The organism is Cronobacter sp. HA18006 (genome assembly GCF_011605445.1).
GTDB classification, from domain to species: Bacteria; Pseudomonadota; Gammaproteobacteria; order Enterobacterales; family Enterobacteriaceae; genus Cronobacter; species Cronobacter sakazakii.
In genome coordinates, this window is record NZ_JAANQB010000021.1 from 358542 (window position 1) to 377059 (window position 18518).

An 18518-nucleotide genomic window follows, 5' to 3' on the forward strand; every position below is an offset into this window, starting at 1 on the left:
GTATTTCCATCTGTTATCAGTAAGTTAATCTAAAATAATAAAGTAAGTCATTAAAACACACTGAAAGCAGGGGAGAACACCATGCGATCGAAACTACTGATTACGTCCATTTTTGCTGCCGCTACGCTGTTTACCGTGGCGGGCTGTTCATCCAACCAGGCTGTTAAGACGACCGACGGTAAAACCGTGGTCACCGACGGTAAGCCGGAAGTCGACAGCGATACCGGGCTGGTCTCTTATAAAAACGCCCAGACCGGACAGACTGAGCAGATCAATCGCGACCAGGTAAAATCCATGAGCGAGCTGGATAACTAATTTCGCGTTTTTTATCCTCACGCTTGAAAAAACGGATGCTGATGCATCCGTTTTTGTTTTTACCGCAAGACGCGTTATGCCGACTGGTAAATCGCAGCAAACCCTTTCTGCTTCATCCCCGCCTAATACCCCTGCGGATTGCCCCTGTAAGCGCGCCCGTTAACTGGCTACACTCATTGCATTCCCACGGTGGGCAGGACACAGGCAAGGTTATGATTTTAATTATTTATGCGCACCCCTATCCGCATCACTCCCATGCCAACCGGCGGATGCTGGAGCATGTGCAGGGGCTGGACGATATCGAGGTGCGCTCGCTTTATCAGCTTTATCCCGATTTCAACATCAACGTGCCCGCCGAGCAGGAGGCGCTGGCGCGCGCCGATCTCATCGTCTGGCAGCATCCGATGCAATGGTACAGCGTGCCGCCGCTGTTCAAACTCTGGATAGACAAAGTGTTGTCGCACGGCTGGGCCTATGGCAAAGGCGGAACGGCGCTCAGGGGCAAAAGCGTGCTGTGGGCCGTGACGACCGGCGGCGATAAACACCATTTTGATCTTGGCGACCATCCTGGCTTCGACGTGCTCGCGCAGCCGTTACAGGCCACCGCGCTCTATTGCGGCCTGAACTGGCTAACACCCTATGCGATGCACCGCACCTTTGTCTGCGACGACGAAACGCTCGAAGGCAAAGCGCGGGAATACCTGAAACGCTTAACCGACTGGCAGGAGCGCCATCATGGATAGTCATACGTTGATACAGGCGCTGATCTACCTCGGGTCGGCCGCGCTGATTGTGCCCGTCGCGGTGCGTCTTGGGCTTGGCTCGGTGCTGGGATATCTGATTGCTGGCGGGCTGATTGGCCCGTGGGGATTACGGCTGGTGACGGACGCGCAGGCGATTTTGCATTTTGCGGAAATCGGCGTGGTGCTGATGCTGTTTGTCATCGGGCTTGAGCTTGATCCGCAGCGCCTGTGGAAACTGCGCGCCTCGGTCTTTGGCGGCGGCGCGTTGCAGATGGGCGCGTGCGGCCTGCTGCTCGGCGGCTTTTGCGTGGCGCTCGGGCTGCGCTGGCAGGTGGCGTTGCTGATTGGCCTGACGCTCGCGCTCTCTTCAACGGCCATCGCCATGCAGGCGATGAACGAGCGTAACCTGACGGCATCACAAATGGGGCGCAGCGCCTTTGCCGTGTTGCTGTTCCAGGATATCGCCGCGATCCCGCTGGTGGCGATGATCCCACTGCTAGCCGCGAGCGGCGAGGCGACGACCGCCAGCGCGTTTCTTCTCTCGGCGCTGAAAGTCGTCGGCGCGCTGGCCCTGGTGGTGTTGCTCGGGCGTTTTGTCGCGCGACCGGCGCTGCGTTTTGTGGCGCGCTCCGGGCTTCGCGAGGTGTTCAGCGCCGTAGCGCTGTTTCTGGTGTTCGGCTTCGGGCTGCTGCTGGAAGAGGCCGGGCTGTCGATGGCGATGGGCGCGTTTCTCGCGGGCGTCTTACTGGCAAGCTCGGAATACCGCCACGCGCTGGAGAGCGATATTGAGCCGTTCAAAGGGCTGCTGCTGGGGTTATTTTTTATCGGCGTCGGGATGTCGATTGATTTCGGCACGCTGGTGGCGCATCCGCTGCGCGTGCTTACGCTGCTCTTTGGCTTCCTGATTATCAAAACCGTCACGCTGTGGCTTATCGCGAAACCGCTGAAGGTGCCGGGGCGTCAGGGGCGCTGGTTTGCCGTGCTGTTAGGGCAGGGAAGTGAGTTCGCGTTCGTGATTTTCGGCGCGGCGCGCAGCGCCGAAGTGCTGGATGTCGAATGGGCGAAGGCGCTGACGCTCGCGGTGGCGCTCTCTATGGCCGCGACGCCGCTGCTGCTGGTGCTGTTAACCCGCCTTGAGAAATCGGGGCAGCAGCAGGCGCGAGAAGCTGATGAGATTGATGAAGAGCAGCCGCGGGTGATTATCGCGGGCTTCGGGCGATTTGGTCAGATAGCCGGCCGTTTGCTGCTCTCCAGCGGCGTGAAGATGGTGGTTCTCGATCACGATCCGGACCATATCGAAACGCTGCGCAAATTTGGCATGAAAGTGTTTTATGGCGACGCCACCCGCGTCGACCTGCTGGAATCGGCGGGCGTGGCGAAAGCCGAAGTGCTGATTAACGCCATTGACGATCCGCAGGCGAATCTGCAACTGACGGAGCTGGTGCAGACGCACTTTCCGCAGGTGCGGATTATCGCCCGCGCCCGCGATGTCGATCATTACATTCGCCTGCGTCAGGCGGGTGTCGCGCAGCCGGAGCGTGAAACGTTCGAAGGCGCGCTGCGGGTAGGGCGCATGGCGCTGGAGGAGCTGGGCATCGGCAGTTACGAAGCGCGCGAGCGCGCCGATCTGTTTCGTTGTTATAACCAGCAAATGGTGGATGAAATGGCTGAAGGCGACAACGACACCTCGGCGCGCGCCGCCACCTTCAGGCGCACCAGCGCGATGCTGACGGAGATCATTAGCGAAGACCGCGCGCATTTGTCTTTGATCCAGCGTCACGGCTGGCAGGGGACACAGGAAGGCAAACACACCGGCAATGAGGCCGACGAGCCGGAAGTGAAACCGCAGCCATAAAAAAACGCCCCTGTCGGGGCGTTTTCTTTTGCGCGAAGGCTGAGCGCGGCGTTAGCTCAGCGCCACTTTAATGCCGAGCGCCAGCAGCATGCCGCCCAGCAGTTTGTCGATCACCTTCTGTGCTTTGGTCAGGCCGCGGCGCACCGGCTGGCTCTGAATCAACAGGACCAGCAGCGGCCACCAGACCAGCGTCAGCGCGACGATAATGCCCGCGTACCAGAGTTTTTCCATCAGGCCGGAGTTTACGTTCAGCACCTGAGTGAACATTGCCAGAAAGAACAGCGTGGCTTTGGGGTTCAGCAGGTTACAGAGGTAACCCTGAATAAACGCTTTTTTAAGCGAAGTGCTTTCCTGCGCCACGCCATCGAGCGCCAGACTGGTGGTCCCGCGCGCCAGCAGCGCATTCACGCCAAGCCAGACGAGATACGCTGCGCCGACATATTTCAGCGCGCCGAAAAGCCACGGCGTGGTGGTGATGACTACCGCGATGCCCGCGACACAGTAGGTCATATGCGTCACAACGCCTGCGATGACGCCTGCGGCCGTCATCATCGCGGCGCTGCGCGGATAGCGCGCGGCGTTTTTGATAACCAGAAAGAAATCGGGGCCCGGCGACAGCATGCCCAGCGCCGCAATAGTGGCAACAAAAAGGGTGGTTTCCAGCATGGTCAATCCTCACTTCAGCAAGCGCGCACTATAAAGCATTCAGTACATTTTGACATCCGCTGCCTTCAGGCAACAAAACGGGTTTACACGGGTGTAAAGTCGAAACGCGTTTGGTTTCATACGCATAACGAAGCGGCGAAAAACGCTGCATCGTGCCCTCCACAGCAGAACAAAAAAAATTCTTTATCTGGTTCGGGTCGCCAGTCGACTAAAGATTGCGCTTTCCGTATAGTGGCGGCAATTTTTTATACCTGGGAAATTATCAATGATCAGTCTGATTGCGGCTTTAGCGGTGGATCGCGTGATTGGTATGGAAAACGCCATGCCGTGGGACCTCCCTGCCGATCTCGCCTGGTTTAAACGTAACACACTTAACAAACCGGTTATCATGGGGCGTCTGACCTGGGAATCGATCGGTCGCCCGCTGCCGGGCCGTAAAAATATTGTGCTCAGCAGCCGTCCGGGCGAAGATGACCGCGTTGTGTGGGTGCGCTCCGTTGAGGAAGCGTTACAGGCATGCGGCGATGCCGAAGAAGTGATGGTGATTGGCGGCGGTCGCGTTTACGAGCAGTTCCTGCCGCGCGCGCAGCGTCTTTATCTCACCCATATCGATGCGGAAGTGGAAGGCGATACCCATTTCCCGGATTACGAGCCGGACGAGTGGCAGTCGGTGTTTAGCGAATTCCATGACGCCGATGAGAAGAACTCACACAGCTATTGTTTCGAGATTCTTGAGCGCCGTTAAGCCGCGTCTGGGTTGACGGTTGTGTTGAAAAAGCGGATGCGCATGGCGCGTCCGCTTTTTTTATGGGGCTGCGGGTGCGGTTTACGGCGGGTGCGCTTCGCTTACCCGCCCTACGGGGAGCGGGGCATGGTTTGTAGGGTGGATAAGCGTAGCGCATCCACCTTTTACAAAAACGATCAGGATGCGATCGCGGCTTTGTCGTCGTCGATGTCGGCCTGACGATTGGAATGCTGCGTGAACACCGCTTTATCTTCCCAGCGCAGACAGGTCAGGGTACCGCCCCAGCAGCAGCCGGTATCGAGCGCGTAGATATTCTCCGGCGTGCCTTTTCCTTCCAGCGACGCCCAGTGCCCGAAGACAATGGCGTACTCCTGCGCCACCGGCCCAGGAATGGCGAACCACGGTTTCAGCGGCGCGGGCGCGCTTTCCGGGCTCTCTTTGCAATACATATCGAGCTGGCCGTTCGGGAAGCAATAACGCATGCGCGTAAAGGCATTGGAAATAAAACGCAGGCGCGCAAGGCCCGTCAGCTCCGGCGACCAGTTGTTAGGCATATCGCCGTACATCGCGTCGAGGAACAGCGGATAGCTGTCGCTCGCCAGCACCGCCTCGACATCGCGCGCGCACGCCTGAGCGGTAGCGAGATCCCACTGTGGCGTAATACCCGCGTGGGCCATCACCAGCTTTTTCTCTTCGTCCACCTGCAACAGCGGCTGGCGGCGCAGCCAGTTGATAAGCTCGTCGGCGTCCGGCGCTTCCAGCAGCGGCGTCACGCGGTCTTTCGGTTTATTACGGCTGATGCCCGCGAAAACCGCCAGCAGATGCAGATCGTGGTTGCCCAGCACCATGCGAACGGAATCGCCGAGTGAACGGACATAGCGCAGCACTTCAAGCGAGCCGGGGCCGCGGGCCACCAGATCGCCGGTCAGCCATAGCGTATCCTGGCCTGGTGTAAATTCGACCTGCTGTAACAGCGCGACAAGTTCATCGTAGCAACCATGAACGTCGCCAATCAGATATGTAGACATGGTATTAATGGATCAGTGTGGGAACGGCGAGGCGGAAAACCGGGATATCAAGGTGAAAACCGTTGCCCTGATCGTCCACCATTTCGTAGTGGCCCTGCATTGTGCCGAACGGCGTTTCAATGACCGCGCCGCTGGTGTACTGGTATTCGCCGCCGGGCTGGATATGGGGCTGAACCCCTACCACGCCTTCACCCTGGACTTCGGTCTCTTTACCGTTGCCGTTGGTGATAAGCCAGTAGCGGCCCAGCAGCTGAACAGGCGTTCGCCCCAGATTGCGGACGGTGACGGTATAGGCAAAGACGAAACGCTCATCCTCCGGTGAAGACTGGGCTTCGATATAAACGCTTTGTACCTGTACGCAAACGCGGGGTGAATCAGCCATGTTTAGCTCTCCTTCGAGGGCGGATTATCAGCTAAATAATTCGCCATCTGGCAATACTGCGCAACAGAAATATTCTCGGCGCGCATAGCCGGGTCGATGCCGAGCGACGTCAGAACCTCAGGGCTGAACACATTGCCAAGGCTGTTGCGAATCGTTTTACGGCGCTGGTTAAACGCTTCGGTGGTGAGACGGCTTAACAGACGCAGCTCTTTCACCGGATGCGGCGGCGTGGCGTGCGGCACAAGGCGCACCACGGCGGAATCCACTTTAGGCGGCGGCGTAAAGGCGGTCGGCGGTACTTCAAGCACAGGAATAACCTGGCAGAAATATTGTGCCATCACGCTTAAACGACCGTACGCCTTGCTGTTCGGCCCCGCAACCAGACGGTTGACCACCTCTTTTTGCAGCATGAAGTGCATGTCGGCAATCGCATCAGTATAGCTAAAGAGGTGGAACATCAGTGGGGTCGAGATATTGTACGGCAGGTTACCGAACACGCGCAGCGGCTGGCCCATTTTCTGCGACAGTTCGCCGAAATCCATGGTCATGGCGTCCTGCTGATAAATGGTCAGCTTCGGGCCAAGGAACGGATGCGTTTGCAGGCGCGCTGCCAGATCGCGGTCGAGCTCGATAACGGTAAGCTGGTCAAGACGTTCGCCCACCGGCTCGGTTAATGCGGCAAGGCCCGGGCCGATTTCTACCATCGCCTGGCCTTTTTGTGGGTTAATTGCAGAGACGATGCTGTCTATAACGAATTGATCGTTAAGAAAGTTTTGCCCGAAGCGTTTGCGGGCTAAATGGCCCTGATGGACTCGATTATTCATTGATTCTTACTGTTCACAATCATGCTGATGGCGAGATTAAGCGCCGTAATAAAACTGCCGACGCTGGCGTTTCCGGAACCTGCCAGCTCCAGCGCGGTGCCGTGATCGACCGACGTGCGGATAAAGGGCAGGCCGAGCGTAATGTTCACCGCGCGGCCAAATCCCTGGTATTTTAGCACGGGCAGGCCCTGATCGTGGTACATCGCCAGCACCGCATCGGCGTTTTCGAGGTATTTGGGCTGAAAAAGGGTATCAGCGGGCAGCGGGCCGGTGAGACGCATCCCTTTCGCGCGCATCGCTTCCAGCACAGGGATAATCGTATCGATCTCCTCCGTGCCCATATGACCGCCTTCGCCCGCGTGCGGGTTCAGACCACAGACCAGCACGTGCGGGTTCGCGATACCAAATTTGCTTTGCAGGTCGTGGTGCAGCGTCGTGAGGATATGGCGCAGGAGATCCGGCGTAATGGCATCCGCCACCGCTTTTAGCGGCAGATGTGTCGTGACCAGGGCGACGCGCAGCGCTTCGGTGGCGAGCATCATCACGACTTTTTCGCTATGACTGCGCGCTTCAAAGAACTCGGTATGGCCGGTAAACGGAATGCCCGCGTCGTTGATAATCCCTTTATGCACCGGGCCTGTGACCAGCGCGTCGAATTCGCCGCTCAGGCAGCCATCGCAGGCGCGCGCCAGGGTTTCCACCACGTAACTGCCGTTCGCCGCATCGAGCGTGCCGGGCACGACAGGCGCTTTTAGCGTAACGGGCAGAAGTGTGAGCGTCCCTGCCGCCTGGGGTGCGGCGGGTTTATCAGACGAGAAGGGCAATAGCGTGAGCGGTAAACCGAGCTGCGCCGCCCGCGCGGTAAGTAGCGACGGGTCGGCGCAGACGACCAGTTGCGCAGGCCAGCTATTCTGGGCCAGCGCGACAACCAGGTCGGGGCCAATCCCGGCGGGTTCGCCGGGCGTAATGACCACGCGAGGGGTTTTTACCATCAGTTGCTCAGAATTTTCACGTAGGCGCTGGCGCGTTGTTCCTGCATCCAGGTCGCCGCTTCTTCGGAGAATTTGCGGTTGAACAGCATGCGATAGGCGCGATCTTTTTGGGCCGCGTCGGTGCGGTCAGACTTGCGGGTATCCAGCAGTTCGATCAGATGCCAGCCGAAAGACGAGTGTACCGGCGTGCTCATCTGGCCTTTGCTGAGGCTCATCAGCGCATCGCGGAAAGCCGGATCGTAAACGTCCGCTGCCGCCCAGCCGAGATCCCCGCCCTGGTTAGCAGAGCCCGGATCCTGAGAGAATTCACGCGCGGCCTGAGCAAAGGTGGTTTTACCACTCTTGATATCAGCGGCGATCTCTTCAAGTTTCTGACGCGCCTGCTGATCGGTCATGATCGGCGACGGTTTCAGCAGAATGTGACGCGCATGGACTTCAGTGACCGACACGGTCTGAGACTGGCCACGCAGATCGTTCACTTTAATGATATGGAAGCCGACGCCTGAGCGGATCGGGCCAATCACGTCGCCTTTCTTCGCCGTGCTCAGCGCCTGGGCGAATACCGATGGCAGCTCCTGAATACGGCCCCAGCCCATCTGGCCGCCTTTCAGCGCCTGCTGGTCTGCGGAATAGGTAATCGCAAGCTTACCGAAATCACCGCCGTTACGCGCCTGATCGATAATCGAACGCGCCTGCGCTTCGGCTTCGCTCACCTGATCGGCGGTCGGGTTTTCCGGCAGCGGGATCAGAATGTGGCTCAGGTTCAGTTCGGTGCTGGCGTCGTTCTGGTTGCCGACCTGCTCGGCCAGGGTTTCCACTTCCTGCGGCAGGATAGTAACGCGACGACGCACTTCGTTATTACGCACTTCAGAGATGATCATCTCTTTGCGGATCTGGGCGCGATAGGTGTTGTAGTTCAGGCCGTCATAGGCCAGACGGCTACGCATCTGATCGAGCGTCATGTTGTTTTGTTTGGCGATATTAGCGATAGCCTGGTCAAGCTGTTCATCGCTGATTTTCACGCCCATTTTCTGGCCCATCTGCAACATAATCTGATCCATGATCAGACGTTCCAGAATCTGATGACGCAGCGTGCTGTCATCCGGGAGCTGCTGGCCTGCCTGGTTGGCGTTAAGCTTTACCGACTGCATGAGGCCATCAACGTCACTTTCCAGTACCACGCCGTTGTTCACGACGGCTGCAACTTTATCGACAACCTGCGGAGCAGCGAAGCTGGTATTCACCACCAGGGTGATACCGAGAAGCAGCGTTTTCCAGTTCTTCATACCTTTTCCATTTCGTTTAACCGCAAAGCGGAGGATGTTTCAAAATCTGAGCATTACATGGAGCGCTGATACGGCAGAATATTCGAGCGCAGCATCTGCTGAGTGCCGAGACCGTAGTTGGAGCTCAGGCCGCGCAGCTCAATGTTGAAGCCAATGACTTCATCGTATTTGCTCTTATCAATATCCCAGCCGTTGAGTTTCCGCTCATAACCGACGCGGATGGCATAACAGCAGGAGTTGTACTGCACGCCGAGCATCTGATCGGCCGCTTCGTTGGTATTGGTGTCGTAGTAATACGCGCCCACGACCGACCAGCGATCCACCACCGGCCAGCTCGCCGTCATGCCCACCTGATTAATACCGTCTTTATACTGTTCTGATCGCGCAAAAGTCGGCAGCGTCGCCTGGATATACTCCGGGCTTGCGTAACGGTAGTTCAGCTGCACCACGCGATCTTCATCACGACGGTACTCGATGACGCCGTTGCCAGTGGCAACGTTAGCAAGGCGCGCGTCATACTGCACGCCGCCGCGCAGGCCCCAGCGATCGCTGATGCGCCAGTAAGTATCACCTGCCCAGACCATCGAGCCCGTATCTTTATTCTTCTCCCAGTTGATGTTGTCATCGCCGGTACGGGACTGGGTGAAGTAGTAGATTTGACCTACAGAAACGTTAAAACGTTCAACCGCGGCGTCATCATAAATACGTGACGTCACGCCCGTTGTGACCTGATTTGCAGACGCGATACGGTCAAGGCCGCCGTAAGTACGGTCACGGAACAGGCCGGAGTAGTCGGACTGCAGCAGTGAGGAGTCGTAGTTGTTGATCGTGCTCTGATCGCGGTACGGCACGTAGAGATACTGCGCGCGCGGCTCCAGGGTCTGGGTAAAACCATCGCCGATAAGATTGGCGTCACGCTCGAAGACCACTTTACCGTCGAGCTTAAACTGCGGCAGAACGCGGTTAACGGAATCTTCAAGATTGTTAGCCGCTTCGTTATTGCCGCCAAGATAGTTCCGGTAACGTTCGAGATTGTCCTGCTGATAATGTGTCGCCAGCAGTTTTGCCTCGGCATTCAGGCTGCCCCAGTCGTTAGACATCGGCAGATTGATGGTCGGCTCAAGGTGCAGACGCGTCGCTTCCGGGTAGTTCTCGTTCACGTTAGTGAAATGGACGGCCTGAGCGTAAAGATGCGTATCGAACGGCCCGACGTCGTTCTGGTAGAAATTGACGTCAAGCTGCGGCTCGGCACGATAGGAGCTCCCCCGGTTGGCATCAAACACCTGGAACTGGCGTGCGGAAACCGTCGCGTCGAAGTCCTGGACTGCATAACCCACGCTGAAGAACTGCGTCGCGTAGCCGTCGGTACTCGAGCCGTATTTCGAGTTGAAATCGTTAAAGTAATCGGTGTCGCTAACCTTGGTGTAGTTAACGTTAAAGCGCCACACCTGATCCATTACACCAACGTGCTGCCAGTAGTACAGCCAGCGGTGCTTAGAATCCATCTCCGGATGCTCATCCTGATAGACGTTATCCGACGGCAGATAGTCGAATTCCATCAGGCCCGCGCCCGCGTGCGTCAGATAGCGGAATTCATTCTGCCACTGCACGTTACCACGCTTATGCATGTAGTGCGGGGTAATGGTGGCATCGAAGTTCGGTGCGATATTCCAGTAATACGGTAAGGAGAACTCGAAATAGTTGTTCTTACTGTATTGCGCGTTCGGGATAAGGAAGCCGGAACGACGTTTATCGCCAACCGGCAGCTGCAAATAGGGGCTGTAGAACACCGGCACCGGGCCGAGTTTAAAACGGGCGTTCCAGATTTCGGCGACCTGCTCTTCGCGGTCGTGGATAACTTCACTACCGACCACGCTCCAGGTGTCGGAACCCGGCAGACAGGAAGTAAATGAACCGTTTTCCAGAATGGTATAGCGGTTTTCGCCGCGCTGTTTCATCAGATCCGCTTTACCGCGGCCCTGACGCCCTACCATCTGGTAATCGCCTTCCCAGACGTTGGTATCTTTAGTATTTAAATTTGCCCACGCTTTAGGACCTTTCAGGATGACCTGATTGTCATCATAGTGCACATTACCCAGGGCATCGACCGTGCGCACAGGCGTTGGCTGGCCTTCCACCTGCTTTTGATGAAGCTGTACTTCATCGGCCTGCAGGCGACCATTACCTTGCTGAATATCAACATTACCAGTAAATACCGCGTTGTCCGGGTAGTTACCTTTCGCGTGATCGGCGTTAATGGTCACCGGCAACTGGTTAGGGTCGCCCTGTACCAGAGGACGATTATAGGTGGGTATGCCAAGCTTACATTGAGAAGCAAGATCGGCAGCCATGCCTTGTTGGCTGTAAAGGGCTGCGCCAATCATGGTGGCCAGCAAGGTGGGAATACGTTTTTTCATACGAGTTATTCGTGGTTCCATCATCAATGGCTTCGCGTCGGCAAACGGTCAGAGACTAACTTACTCATCACTACAGCGCCAGTGTTATCCTGTCTGCTTTTCTGCCTGCCGGTTAGGCACCGCTTTGAATGGCAGGTATGATAAAGGAATTTCTGGCTGACGGCATGACCATTTGGGGAGTATATGCAGTATTGGGGAAAACTGGTTGGAGGGCTCACCGGGCTGCTGGTCGGCGGTGGAGTCTGGGGCGTCATCTTAGGCCTCGTAATAGGCCATATGATAGACAAAGCGCGCAGCCGTCGTACCGTCTGGTTCACCAGCCAGCAGGAACGTCAGTCGCTCTTCTTCGCCACCACGTTTGAGGTGATGGGACACCTGACCAAATCGAAAGGTCGTGTCACGGAAGCCGATATTCAGGTGGCGACGCAGTTTATGGATCGCATGAACCTGCACGGCGCGTCGCGAGACGCGGCCCGCAACGCGTTTCGCGTGGGCAAGGAAAATGGCTATCCGTTGCGCGATAAAATGCGCCAGCTTCGCAGCGTCTGCTTTGGCCGCTTTGATCTGATTCGGATGTTTCTGGAAATTCAGATCCAGACCGCGTTTGCGGACGGCTCGCTGCACCCGAAAGAGCGCGACGTGCTGTATGTGATTGGCGAAGAGCTGGGGATTTCCCGCATGCAGTTCGATCAATTCCTGCGCATGATGCAGGGCGGCGCGCAGTTTGGCTCCGGTCAGCAATCCTGGCACAACGGCGATGCGCAGCAGGCACCGCGCGGGCCGACGCTGGAAGACGCCTGCAACGTGCTGGGTGTCAAAACGACCGATGATGCCACGACTATCAAACGCGCGTACCGTAAGCTGATGAGCGAGCATCATCCTGACAAACTGGTTGCCAAAGGGCTGCCGCCGCAGATGATGCAAATGGCGCAGCAGAAGGCGCAGGAAATTCAGAAAGCCTACGACATGATCAAGTCGGCGAAAGGGTTTCGTTAAGCAAAGCCTGAGCCAAACAAAAAGAGACGCGTCTGCGTCTCTTTTTATTTAAGGATGATGTTCAGGCTGGCTCAGAAATCCGCTGGTGCCCGGAACGTCATCGGCGTGCCGTAGGCCGGATGCGTAATCGTGAGCTGCTCGGCGTGCAGCAGCAGACGCGGCGCGCGGGCAAACGCCTCGGGTGTCGCGTAAAACTTATCGCCCAGAATCGGGTGGCCAAGCGCCATCATATGCACGCGCAGCTGATGCGAACGCCCGGTAATCGGCCTGAGCAGCACGCGGGCGGTGTTATCGTCCGCGTACTCCAGCACCTCATACTCGGTTTGCGCCGCTTTGCCCGTTTCATAGCAGACCTTCTGCTTTGGCCGGTTCGGCCAGTCGCAAATCAGCGGTAAATCCACCACCCCTTGCGCGTTTTCCGGGTGCCCCCAGACGCGCGCCACATAGTGCTTCTTCGGCTCGCGTTCGCGGAACTGCCGCTTAAGCTCGCGCTCCGCGGCTTTGGTGAGCGCCACCGCAATCACCCCGCTGGTGGCCATATCCAGCCGGTGCACCGATTCTGCCTTCGGGAAATCACGCTGAATGCGGGTCATCACGCTGTCTTTATGCTCCTCAAGCCGTCCAGGCACCGAGAGCAGACCGCTGGGTTTGTTGACCACCATAATATGCTCATCCTGATAAAGAATGAGCAGCCACGGGTCTTGCGGCGGGTTATAGGCATCCAGCATGTTTCGCTCCGGTTACTGATGAGTCACTACGATAAGACGCAGCGCATCCAGTCGCCAGCTCGCCTGGTTAAGATTCTCCAGCACCTGCTGACGGTTATGCTCAATCGCCGCCAGTTCGTCGTCGCGAATATTCGGGTTCACGGCGCGCAGCGCTTCGAGACGCGACAGCTCGGCGGAGAGTTTGTCATCGGCTTCCTGACGCGCCGCGTCGATAAGCTCGCGTGCCGCTTTCTCCACCTGCGCTTCGCCGCCCTGCAGAATCGCATGCACTTCCTGCTGCACCGCGTTCACCAGCTTGCTGCCGGTATGGCGGTTCACGGCGCTGAGCTGGCGGTTGAAGCTTTCAAACTCCACCTGGCCTGCCAGGTTATTGCCGTTTTTATCAAGCAGCATGCGGACCGGCGTCGGCGGCAGGAAGCGGTTAAGCTGCAACTGCTTCGGCGCTTTGGCTTCGACCACGTAAATCAGTTCCAGCAGCAGCGTGCCGACCGGTAACGCTTTGTTTTTCAGCAGCGAAATGGTGCAGCTGCCGGTGTCGCCGGAAAGGATCAGATCCAGACCGTTGCGGATAAGCGGGTGCTCCCAGGTGATGAACTGCGCGTCTTCGCGCGACAGCGCCACGTCGCGGTTAAACGTAATGGTACAGCCATCTTCCGGCAGGCCGGGGAAATCCGGCACCAGCATATGATCGGATGGCGTCAGCACAATCATATGTTCGCCGCGATCGTCCTGATTGATGCCGACGATGTCGAACAGGTTCATGGCGAAATTCACCAGGCCCGTATCGTCATCCTGTTCAGCGATGGCATCAGCCAGCTGCTGGGCTTTTTCGCCGCCGTTAGAGTGGATCTCCAGCAGGCGGTCGCGGCCCTGCTCAAGCTGCGCTTTCAGTTCATCGTGCTGTTTGCGGCACGCCTGAATCAGCTCGTCAAAGCCTTCGGTGTTCTCCGGGGCGGCGAGGTAGCCAATCAGCTGCTCATAGACGCTGTCATAAATGGCGCGTCCGGTAGGGCAGGTGTGTTCGAACGCGTCCAGCCCTTCGTGATACCAGCGCACCAGCACGGATTGCGCGGTTTTCTCAAGGTACGGCACATGGATCTGGATATCATGCGCCTGGCCGATACGGTCCAGACGGCCGATACGCTGCTCCAGCAGATCGGGGTTGAACGGCAGATCGAACATTACCAGCTGGCTGGCGAACTGGAAGTTGCGGCCTTCGGAGCCGATTTCCGAGCACAGCAGCACCTGCGCGCCGGTATCTTCTTCAGCAAACCAGGCCGCCGCGCGGTCGCGCTCGATAATCGACATGCCTTCATGGAACACGGCGGCGCGAATGCCTTCTCGCTCGCGCAGCACCTGCTCCAGTTGCAGGGCGGTGGCGGCTTTGGCGCAGATCACCAGCACTTTCTGCGAGCGGTGGCTGGTCAGATAGCCCATCAGCCACTCCACGCGCGGGTCGAAGTTCCACCAGGTGCCGCTGTCGCCTTCAAACTCCTGGTAAATCTGCTCCGGGTAGAGCATATCGCGCGCGCGCTCTTCGGCGGACTTACGCGCGCCCATGATGCCAGAGACTTTAATCGCGGTCTGGTACTGCGTCGGCAGCGGCAGCTTAATGGTGTGCAACTCGCGCTGCGGGAAGCCTTTCACGCCGTTGCGGGTATTACGGAACAGTACGCGGCTGGTGCCGTGGCGGTCCATCAGCATGGAGACCAGCTCCTGACGCGCGCTTTCGGCGCCGTCGCGGTCGCTGTTGGCGGTTTGCAGCAGCGGCTCGATATCCTGTTCGCCAATCAGTTCGCTTAAGGTGTTGAGCTGTTCATCGCTCAGATGCGTGCCCGCCAGCAGCAGCGCCACGGCGTCCGCCACCGGGCGATAGTTCTGCTGTTCTTCGACAAACTGCGCGAAATCGTGGAAACGGTTCGGGTCCAGCAGGCGCAGACGCGCGAAGTGGCTCTCCATACCGAGCTGTTCCGGCGTCGCGGTCAGCAGCAGTACGCCTGGCACGCGTTCGGCCAGCTGTTCAATCGCCTGATATTCACGGCTCGGGGCGTCTTCGCTCCAGACCAGGTGATGGGCTTCATCCACCACCAGCAGATCCCACTCGGCGTCGCACAGATGCTCAAGGCGCTGCTTGTTGCGGCGCACGAAATCCAGCGAGCAGATCACCAGTTGTTCGGTGTCGAACGGGTTGTCGGATTCATGCTGGGCTTCGGCGTAACGTTCGTCATCAAACAGCGAGAAGCGCAGGTTGAAGCGGCGCAGCATCTCCACCAGCCACTGGTGTTGCAACGTTTCGGGCACGACAATCAGCACGCGCTCGGCCGCGCCTGCAAGCAGCTGCTGATGAATGATCATCCCGGCCTCGATGGTTTTGCCGAGACCCACTTCATCGGCCAGCAGCACGCGCGGCGCGTGGCGGCGGCCCACGTCATTGGCGATATTGAGCTGGTGCGGGATAAGGTTCGTGCGCTGGCCGCGCAGGCCGCTCCACGGCATCCGGTACTGTTCGCTCTGGTACTTGCGGGCGCGATAGCGCAGGGCAAAGCGGTCCATTCTGTCAATCTGACCGGCGAACAGGCGGTCCTGCGGTTTGCTGAACACCAGTTTGCTGTCGAGGAACACTTCGCGCAGCGCGACATTTTCCTCAAGCGTATCCAGACGGGTGCCGATATAAATAAGTAAGCCGTTTTCTTCCTTTACTTCATCCACTTTCAACTGCCAGCCTTCGTGGCTGGTCACGGTATCGCCCGGGTTGAACATTACGCGGGTGACCGGGGAGTCATTTCGGGCATACAGACGATTTTCACCGGTAGCCGGGAAAAGCAGAGTCACCATGCGGGCGTCGATAGCCACCACGGTGCCCAGTCCCAGTTCGCTTTCCGTATCGCTGATCCAGCGTTGACCAAGTGTAAAAGGCATATATATCGGCTCTATTCTCTTATCAGATTTGCAGGCAATAGTATGACTCCCGCCTGCGTGCAGGCGGGGGGTCGCAATCAGGGTGATGTGAAAAGGGCGCTATGGTACTGGATGGCAGGACGTTCGTCACGTGTCAAAAAAGCCCCATCTGCCCTGTCATCAGTGTAGCAAAGTCATCCTCCATAAAAGGCAGGATGCCGTCCGCGACGGGCTGTAACTGCTTCGTTAAATAGTGGTCGTAGTCGGGCGCGCCCTGCTGATAATCCACCGGCTCCGGGCCGTTCATCGTCCAGACATATTTAATCGTGCCGCGGTTCTGGTACTGCGCCGGACGCCCGAGGCGCGCGTTATGCTCATCGGCAAGCCGTGCGGCGCGCACGTGCGGCGGCACGTTGCGCTGGTATTCGCTGAGCGGGCGGCGCAGGCGTTTGCGGTAGACCAGTTGATCGTCCAGTTCGCCCGCCATCAGCCGCGCGATAGTGTCGCGAATGTAGTCCTGGTACGGCTCGCGGCGAAAAATACGCAGGTAGAGATTTTGCTGGAACTGCTGCGCGAGCGGCGTCCAGTCGGTGCGCACCGTTTCCAGCCCTTTAAAGACCATGCGCTGGCTGTCCCCTTCCTGAATCAGCCCGGCGTAGCGCTTTTTGCTACCCATCTCTGCGCCGCGAATGGTCGGCATCAGAAAACGGCTGAAGTGAGTTTCGTACTCCAGCTCCAGCGCGCTCTCAAGACCCATGCTCTCTTTAAGGTGACGCTGCCACCAGGCGTTAACGTGTGCAATCAGCCGCTGGCCTATCTCTGCGGCCTCGTCTTCTTTATGCGCCCGCTTAAGCCAGACGAACGTGGAGTCGGTATCGCCGTAAATCACCGTATAGCCCTGCGCTTCGATCAGCGCTTTGGTCTGACGCATGATCTCGTGGCCGCGCATGGTGATCGAGGAGGCGAGGCGCGGATCGTAGAACCGGCACGCGCTGGTGCCGAGCACGCCGTAAAACGCGTTCATGATGATTTTCAGCGCCTGAGAGAGCGGCTTGTTGCCGAGGCGTTTAGCCTCTTCGCGCCCCTGCCAGATCTGCGTGACGATCTCCGGCAGGCAGTGCGTCTCGCGTGAAAACCACGCGCCAATAAAGCCTTCCACGCTTGCCGCGGGTTCCGGCGCGCCCAGCCCTTCCACCAGTCCTACCGGATCGATTAAAAAGGTGCGGATGATCGACGGATAAAGGCTTTTGTAATCGAGCACCAGCACCGAATCATACAGGCCGGGCTGCGAATCCATCACATAGCCGCCGGGACTGGCCTGCGGCGGCACCGCGCCGAGGTTCGGCGCGACAAACCCCGCTCGGTGCATGCGTGGAAAATAGAGGTGGCTGAACGCCGCGACCGAGCCGCCGTGGCGGTCTACCGGCAGGCCGTTCACCGTGGCGCGTTCCAGCAGAAACGGCATGATCTCCGTTTTATGGAAGATGCGCGTTACCAGCTCACAGTCTTTCAGGTTATAGGTGGCGAGCGCGGGTTTATCCTCCGCGAAGCGCCGGTCGATTTCATCCATGCGCTGCCACGGGTTGTCGATGGCTTTACCTTCGCCGAGCAGCTCCTGCGACACCGCCTCCAGCGAAAACGACGAAAAATTCCAGAAGGCAGATTTTAGCGCTTCGATGCCGTCGATGATTAACCGCCCCGCGGCCTGCGCGAAAAAAACGCCATTTTTAAAGCCGTGTTCGCGCCACTCCAGCTCGCTGTTACCGCGCCCAAGCCGTAAGGGCACGCCGTAACGCTCGGCATGTTTTTGCAGCATCCGCAGATCGAACTGGATAACGTTCCAGCCGATCAGCACGTCCGGGTCATGCCGTGCAAACCAGGCGTTGAGTTTTTCAATCAGCTGCGGGCGGCTTGCGACATATTCCAGTTCGAAATCAAGGCCGCGAGCGTCGCCGTTTTCCGGCCCGAGCATGTAGACCACGCGCGAGCCGCAGCCTTCAAGGCCGATGCAGTAAAGCTCGCCGTGGCGGTTGGTTTCGATATCAAGCGACACCCATTTGAGCGGCGGGCGATAGTGCGGGCTCGGCTTCAGGCGTGCGTTAATCAGCCGCTCGCCCTGACGCTCGCCGCTGACCCACACGGGTGCCGTGATAAACCGCTCCATCAGAAAACGTTCCGGCGGGCGAATATCCGCCTCATAGACCGTGACGCCGTTTTCGCGCAGCAGCTTTTCAAGCCGCATCAGCTGGCGGTGCGAGCGGCAGTAAAGGCCGCACACAGGCTGACGCTGAAAATCTTTCAGTGAAAGTGCCGCAAAACGCGCGTCGTTCTCCTGCGCAAGCAGGCTTTCGGCGCGCGCGCGTTCGGCTTCGGGAATAAACGCGACGGACTCCTGCGGCGGCAGGCAGACGCGCAGCGGCCCGGCATCTGTCGCAAGCCAGAATTCGATCTCCGTTCCCTGCGGTGTATCCCGCCAGTGACGGCTTAAAATAAACCCCTGATGCGCTTCAGACACGCGGCGTACTCACATAAAAAACCAGGCGTGATTATAGCCTGGTTGCGTCTGTTTTGCTGGGGTTTTATACAGGTACGCGGTGGTATTACAGGTTGAACGCAAGCCCGGTAAGCGTCGCGCCACCGGGC

Annotated in this window: 15 protein-coding genes; 5 read left to right on the plus strand and 10 right to left on the minus strand. The window is 58.2% G+C overall.

Going from position 1 to position 18518, the window contains the following annotated elements:
* The first annotated feature begins 81 nt into the window (after positions 1 to 81).
* From G9X48_RS13860 to kefC, 3 genes are all read left to right on the plus strand, one after another.
* Entirely contained in the window at positions 82 to 315 is a 234-nt protein-coding gene (locus G9X48_RS13860; RefSeq protein ID WP_007701022.1) for a YgdI/YgdR family lipoprotein, read from the plus strand.
* A 212-nt stretch (positions 316 to 527) separates the two neighbouring features.
* Entirely contained in the window at positions 528 to 1058 is a 531-nt protein-coding gene (kefF, locus tag G9X48_RS13865; protein WP_004386241.1) for a glutathione-regulated potassium-efflux system oxidoreductase KefF, read from the plus strand.
* On the plus strand, positions 1051 to 2913 hold the full coding sequence (gene kefC, locus G9X48_RS13870; protein WP_105536303.1) for a glutathione-regulated potassium-efflux system protein KefC: 1863 nt from the start codon (positions 1051 to 1053) through the stop codon (positions 2911 to 2913). Before kefF ends, kefC begins: the two co-directional genes overlap by 8 nt.
* 51 nt (positions 2914 to 2964) lie before the next feature.
* Here kefC and G9X48_RS13875 read toward each other — a convergent pair whose 3' ends face one another.
* A complete protein-coding gene (locus G9X48_RS13875) occupies positions 2965 to 3579 on the minus strand; it encodes a LysE family transporter (RefSeq protein WP_004386240.1) in 615 nt (204 codons plus the stop codon).
* 265 nt (positions 3580 to 3844) lie between these two features.
* Between G9X48_RS13875 and folA the strand changes: the two genes are divergently transcribed.
* On the plus strand, positions 3845 to 4324 hold the full coding sequence (gene folA, locus G9X48_RS13880; RefSeq protein WP_097640999.1) for a type 3 dihydrofolate reductase: 480 nt from the start codon (positions 3845 to 3847) through the stop codon (positions 4322 to 4324).
* 176 nt (positions 4325 to 4500) lie between these two features.
* Here the strand turns inward: folA and apaH are convergent, their stop codons facing one another.
* The 6 genes from apaH to lptD are packed head-to-tail and all read right to left on the minus strand — an operon-like array spanning position 4501 to position 11253.
* A complete protein-coding gene (gene apaH, locus G9X48_RS13885; RefSeq protein WP_032988885.1) occupies positions 4501 to 5352 on the minus strand; it encodes a bis(5'-nucleosyl)-tetraphosphatase (symmetrical) ApaH in 852 nt (283 codons plus the stop codon).
* Positions 5353 to 5356: 4 nt separating this feature from the next.
* Complete coding sequence (apaG, locus tag G9X48_RS13890) at positions 5357 to 5734, minus strand: Co2+/Mg2+ efflux protein ApaG (RefSeq protein WP_004385583.1); 378 nt, start codon at positions 5732 to 5734, stop codon at positions 5357 to 5359.
* A 2-nt stretch (positions 5735 to 5736) separates the two neighbouring features.
* Positions 5737 to 6558, minus strand: coding sequence for a 16S rRNA (adenine(1518)-N(6)/adenine(1519)-N(6))-dimethyltransferase RsmA (gene rsmA / locus G9X48_RS13895; RefSeq protein ID WP_004385580.1), 822 nt, complete (start codon positions 6556 to 6558; stop codon positions 5737 to 5739).
* A complete protein-coding gene (gene pdxA / locus G9X48_RS13900) occupies positions 6555 to 7550 on the minus strand; it encodes a 4-hydroxythreonine-4-phosphate dehydrogenase PdxA (protein WP_004385578.1) in 996 nt (331 codons plus the stop codon). The genes rsmA and pdxA overlap by 4 nt, the downstream gene beginning before the upstream one ends.
* The gene (surA, locus tag G9X48_RS13905; RefSeq protein ID WP_004385577.1) at positions 7550 to 8836 is read right to left on the minus strand and encodes a peptidylprolyl isomerase SurA; all 1287 of its coding nucleotides are present in this window, start codon (positions 8834 to 8836) and stop codon (positions 7550 to 7552) included. Before surA ends, pdxA begins: the two co-directional genes overlap by 1 nt.
* Before the next feature lie 53 nt (positions 8837 to 8889).
* Complete coding sequence (gene lptD, locus G9X48_RS13910; protein WP_097640998.1) at positions 8890 to 11253, minus strand: LPS assembly protein LptD; 2364 nt, start codon at positions 11251 to 11253, stop codon at positions 8890 to 8892.
* A gap of 183 nt (positions 11254 to 11436) precedes the next feature.
* Between lptD and djlA the strand changes: the two genes are divergently transcribed.
* Positions 11437 to 12249, plus strand: coding sequence for a co-chaperone DjlA (djlA, locus tag G9X48_RS13915; RefSeq protein WP_007864244.1), 813 nt, complete (start codon positions 11437 to 11439; stop codon positions 12247 to 12249).
* Between the two features lie 71 nt (positions 12250 to 12320).
* Here the strand turns inward: djlA and rluA are convergent, their stop codons facing one another.
* From rluA to polB, 3 genes are all read right to left on the minus strand, one after another.
* Positions 12321 to 12977, minus strand: coding sequence for a bifunctional tRNA pseudouridine(32) synthase/23S rRNA pseudouridine(746) synthase RluA (rluA, locus tag G9X48_RS13920; RefSeq protein WP_032988880.1), 657 nt, complete (start codon positions 12975 to 12977; stop codon positions 12321 to 12323).
* Between the two features lie 12 nt (positions 12978 to 12989).
* Positions 12990 to 15896: an RNA polymerase-associated protein RapA gene (rapA, locus tag G9X48_RS13925; RefSeq protein WP_097640997.1), complete on the minus strand. Its 2907-nt coding sequence runs from the start codon at positions 15894 to 15896 to the stop codon at positions 12990 to 12992.
* A gap of 133 nt (positions 15897 to 16029) precedes the next feature.
* Positions 16030 to 18390 (minus strand): DNA polymerase II, encoded by a 2361-nt coding sequence (polB, locus tag G9X48_RS13930; RefSeq protein ID WP_097640996.1) that lies wholly within the window; start codon positions 18388 to 18390, stop codon positions 16030 to 16032.
* Positions 18391 to 18518: the final 128 nt, after the last annotated feature.

Bases quoted from the DNA above. Each gene is read 5' to 3' on its own strand.
- G9X48_RS13860 (WP_007701022.1), top strand. From the start codon at position 82: ATGCGATCGAAACTACTGATTACGTCCATTTTTGCTGCCGCTACGCTG.
- lptD (WP_097640998.1), bottom strand. From the start codon at position 11,253: ATGAAAAAACGTATTCCCACCTTGCTGGCCACCATGATTGGCGCAGCC.
- apaG (WP_004385583.1), bottom strand. From the start codon at position 5,734: ATGGCTGATTCACCCCGCGTTTGCGTACAGGTACAAAGCGTTTATATC.
- djlA (WP_007864244.1), top strand. From the start codon at position 11,437: ATGCAGTATTGGGGAAAACTGGTTGGAGGGCTCACCGGGCTGCTGGTC.
- rsmA (WP_004385580.1), bottom strand. From the start codon at position 6,558: ATGAATAATCGAGTCCATCAGGGCCATTTAGCCCGCAAACGCTTCGGG.
- folA (WP_097640999.1), top strand. From the start codon at position 3,845: ATGATCAGTCTGATTGCGGCTTTAGCGGTGGATCGCGTGATTGGTATG.
- kefC (WP_105536303.1), top strand. From the start codon at position 1,051: ATGGATAGTCATACGTTGATACAGGCGCTGATCTACCTCGGGTCGGCC.
- G9X48_RS13875 (WP_004386240.1), bottom strand. From the start codon at position 3,579: ATGCTGGAAACCACCCTTTTTGTTGCCACTATTGCGGCGCTGGGCATG.
- apaH (WP_032988885.1), bottom strand. From the start codon at position 5,352: ATGTCTACATATCTGATTGGCGACGTTCATGGTTGCTACGATGAACTT.
- rluA (WP_032988880.1), bottom strand. From the start codon at position 12,977: ATGCTGGATGCCTATAACCCGCCGCAAGACCCGTGGCTGCTCATTCTT.
- surA (WP_004385577.1), bottom strand. From the start codon at position 8,836: ATGAAGAACTGGAAAACGCTGCTTCTCGGTATCACCCTGGTGGTGAAT.
- pdxA (WP_004385578.1), bottom strand. From the start codon at position 7,550: ATGGTAAAAACCCCTCGCGTGGTCATTACGCCCGGCGAACCCGCCGGG.
- rapA (WP_097640997.1), bottom strand. From the start codon at position 15,896: ATGCCTTTTACACTTGGTCAACGCTGGATCAGCGATACGGAAAGCGAA.
- kefF (WP_004386241.1), top strand. From the start codon at position 528: ATGATTTTAATTATTTATGCGCACCCCTATCCGCATCACTCCCATGCC.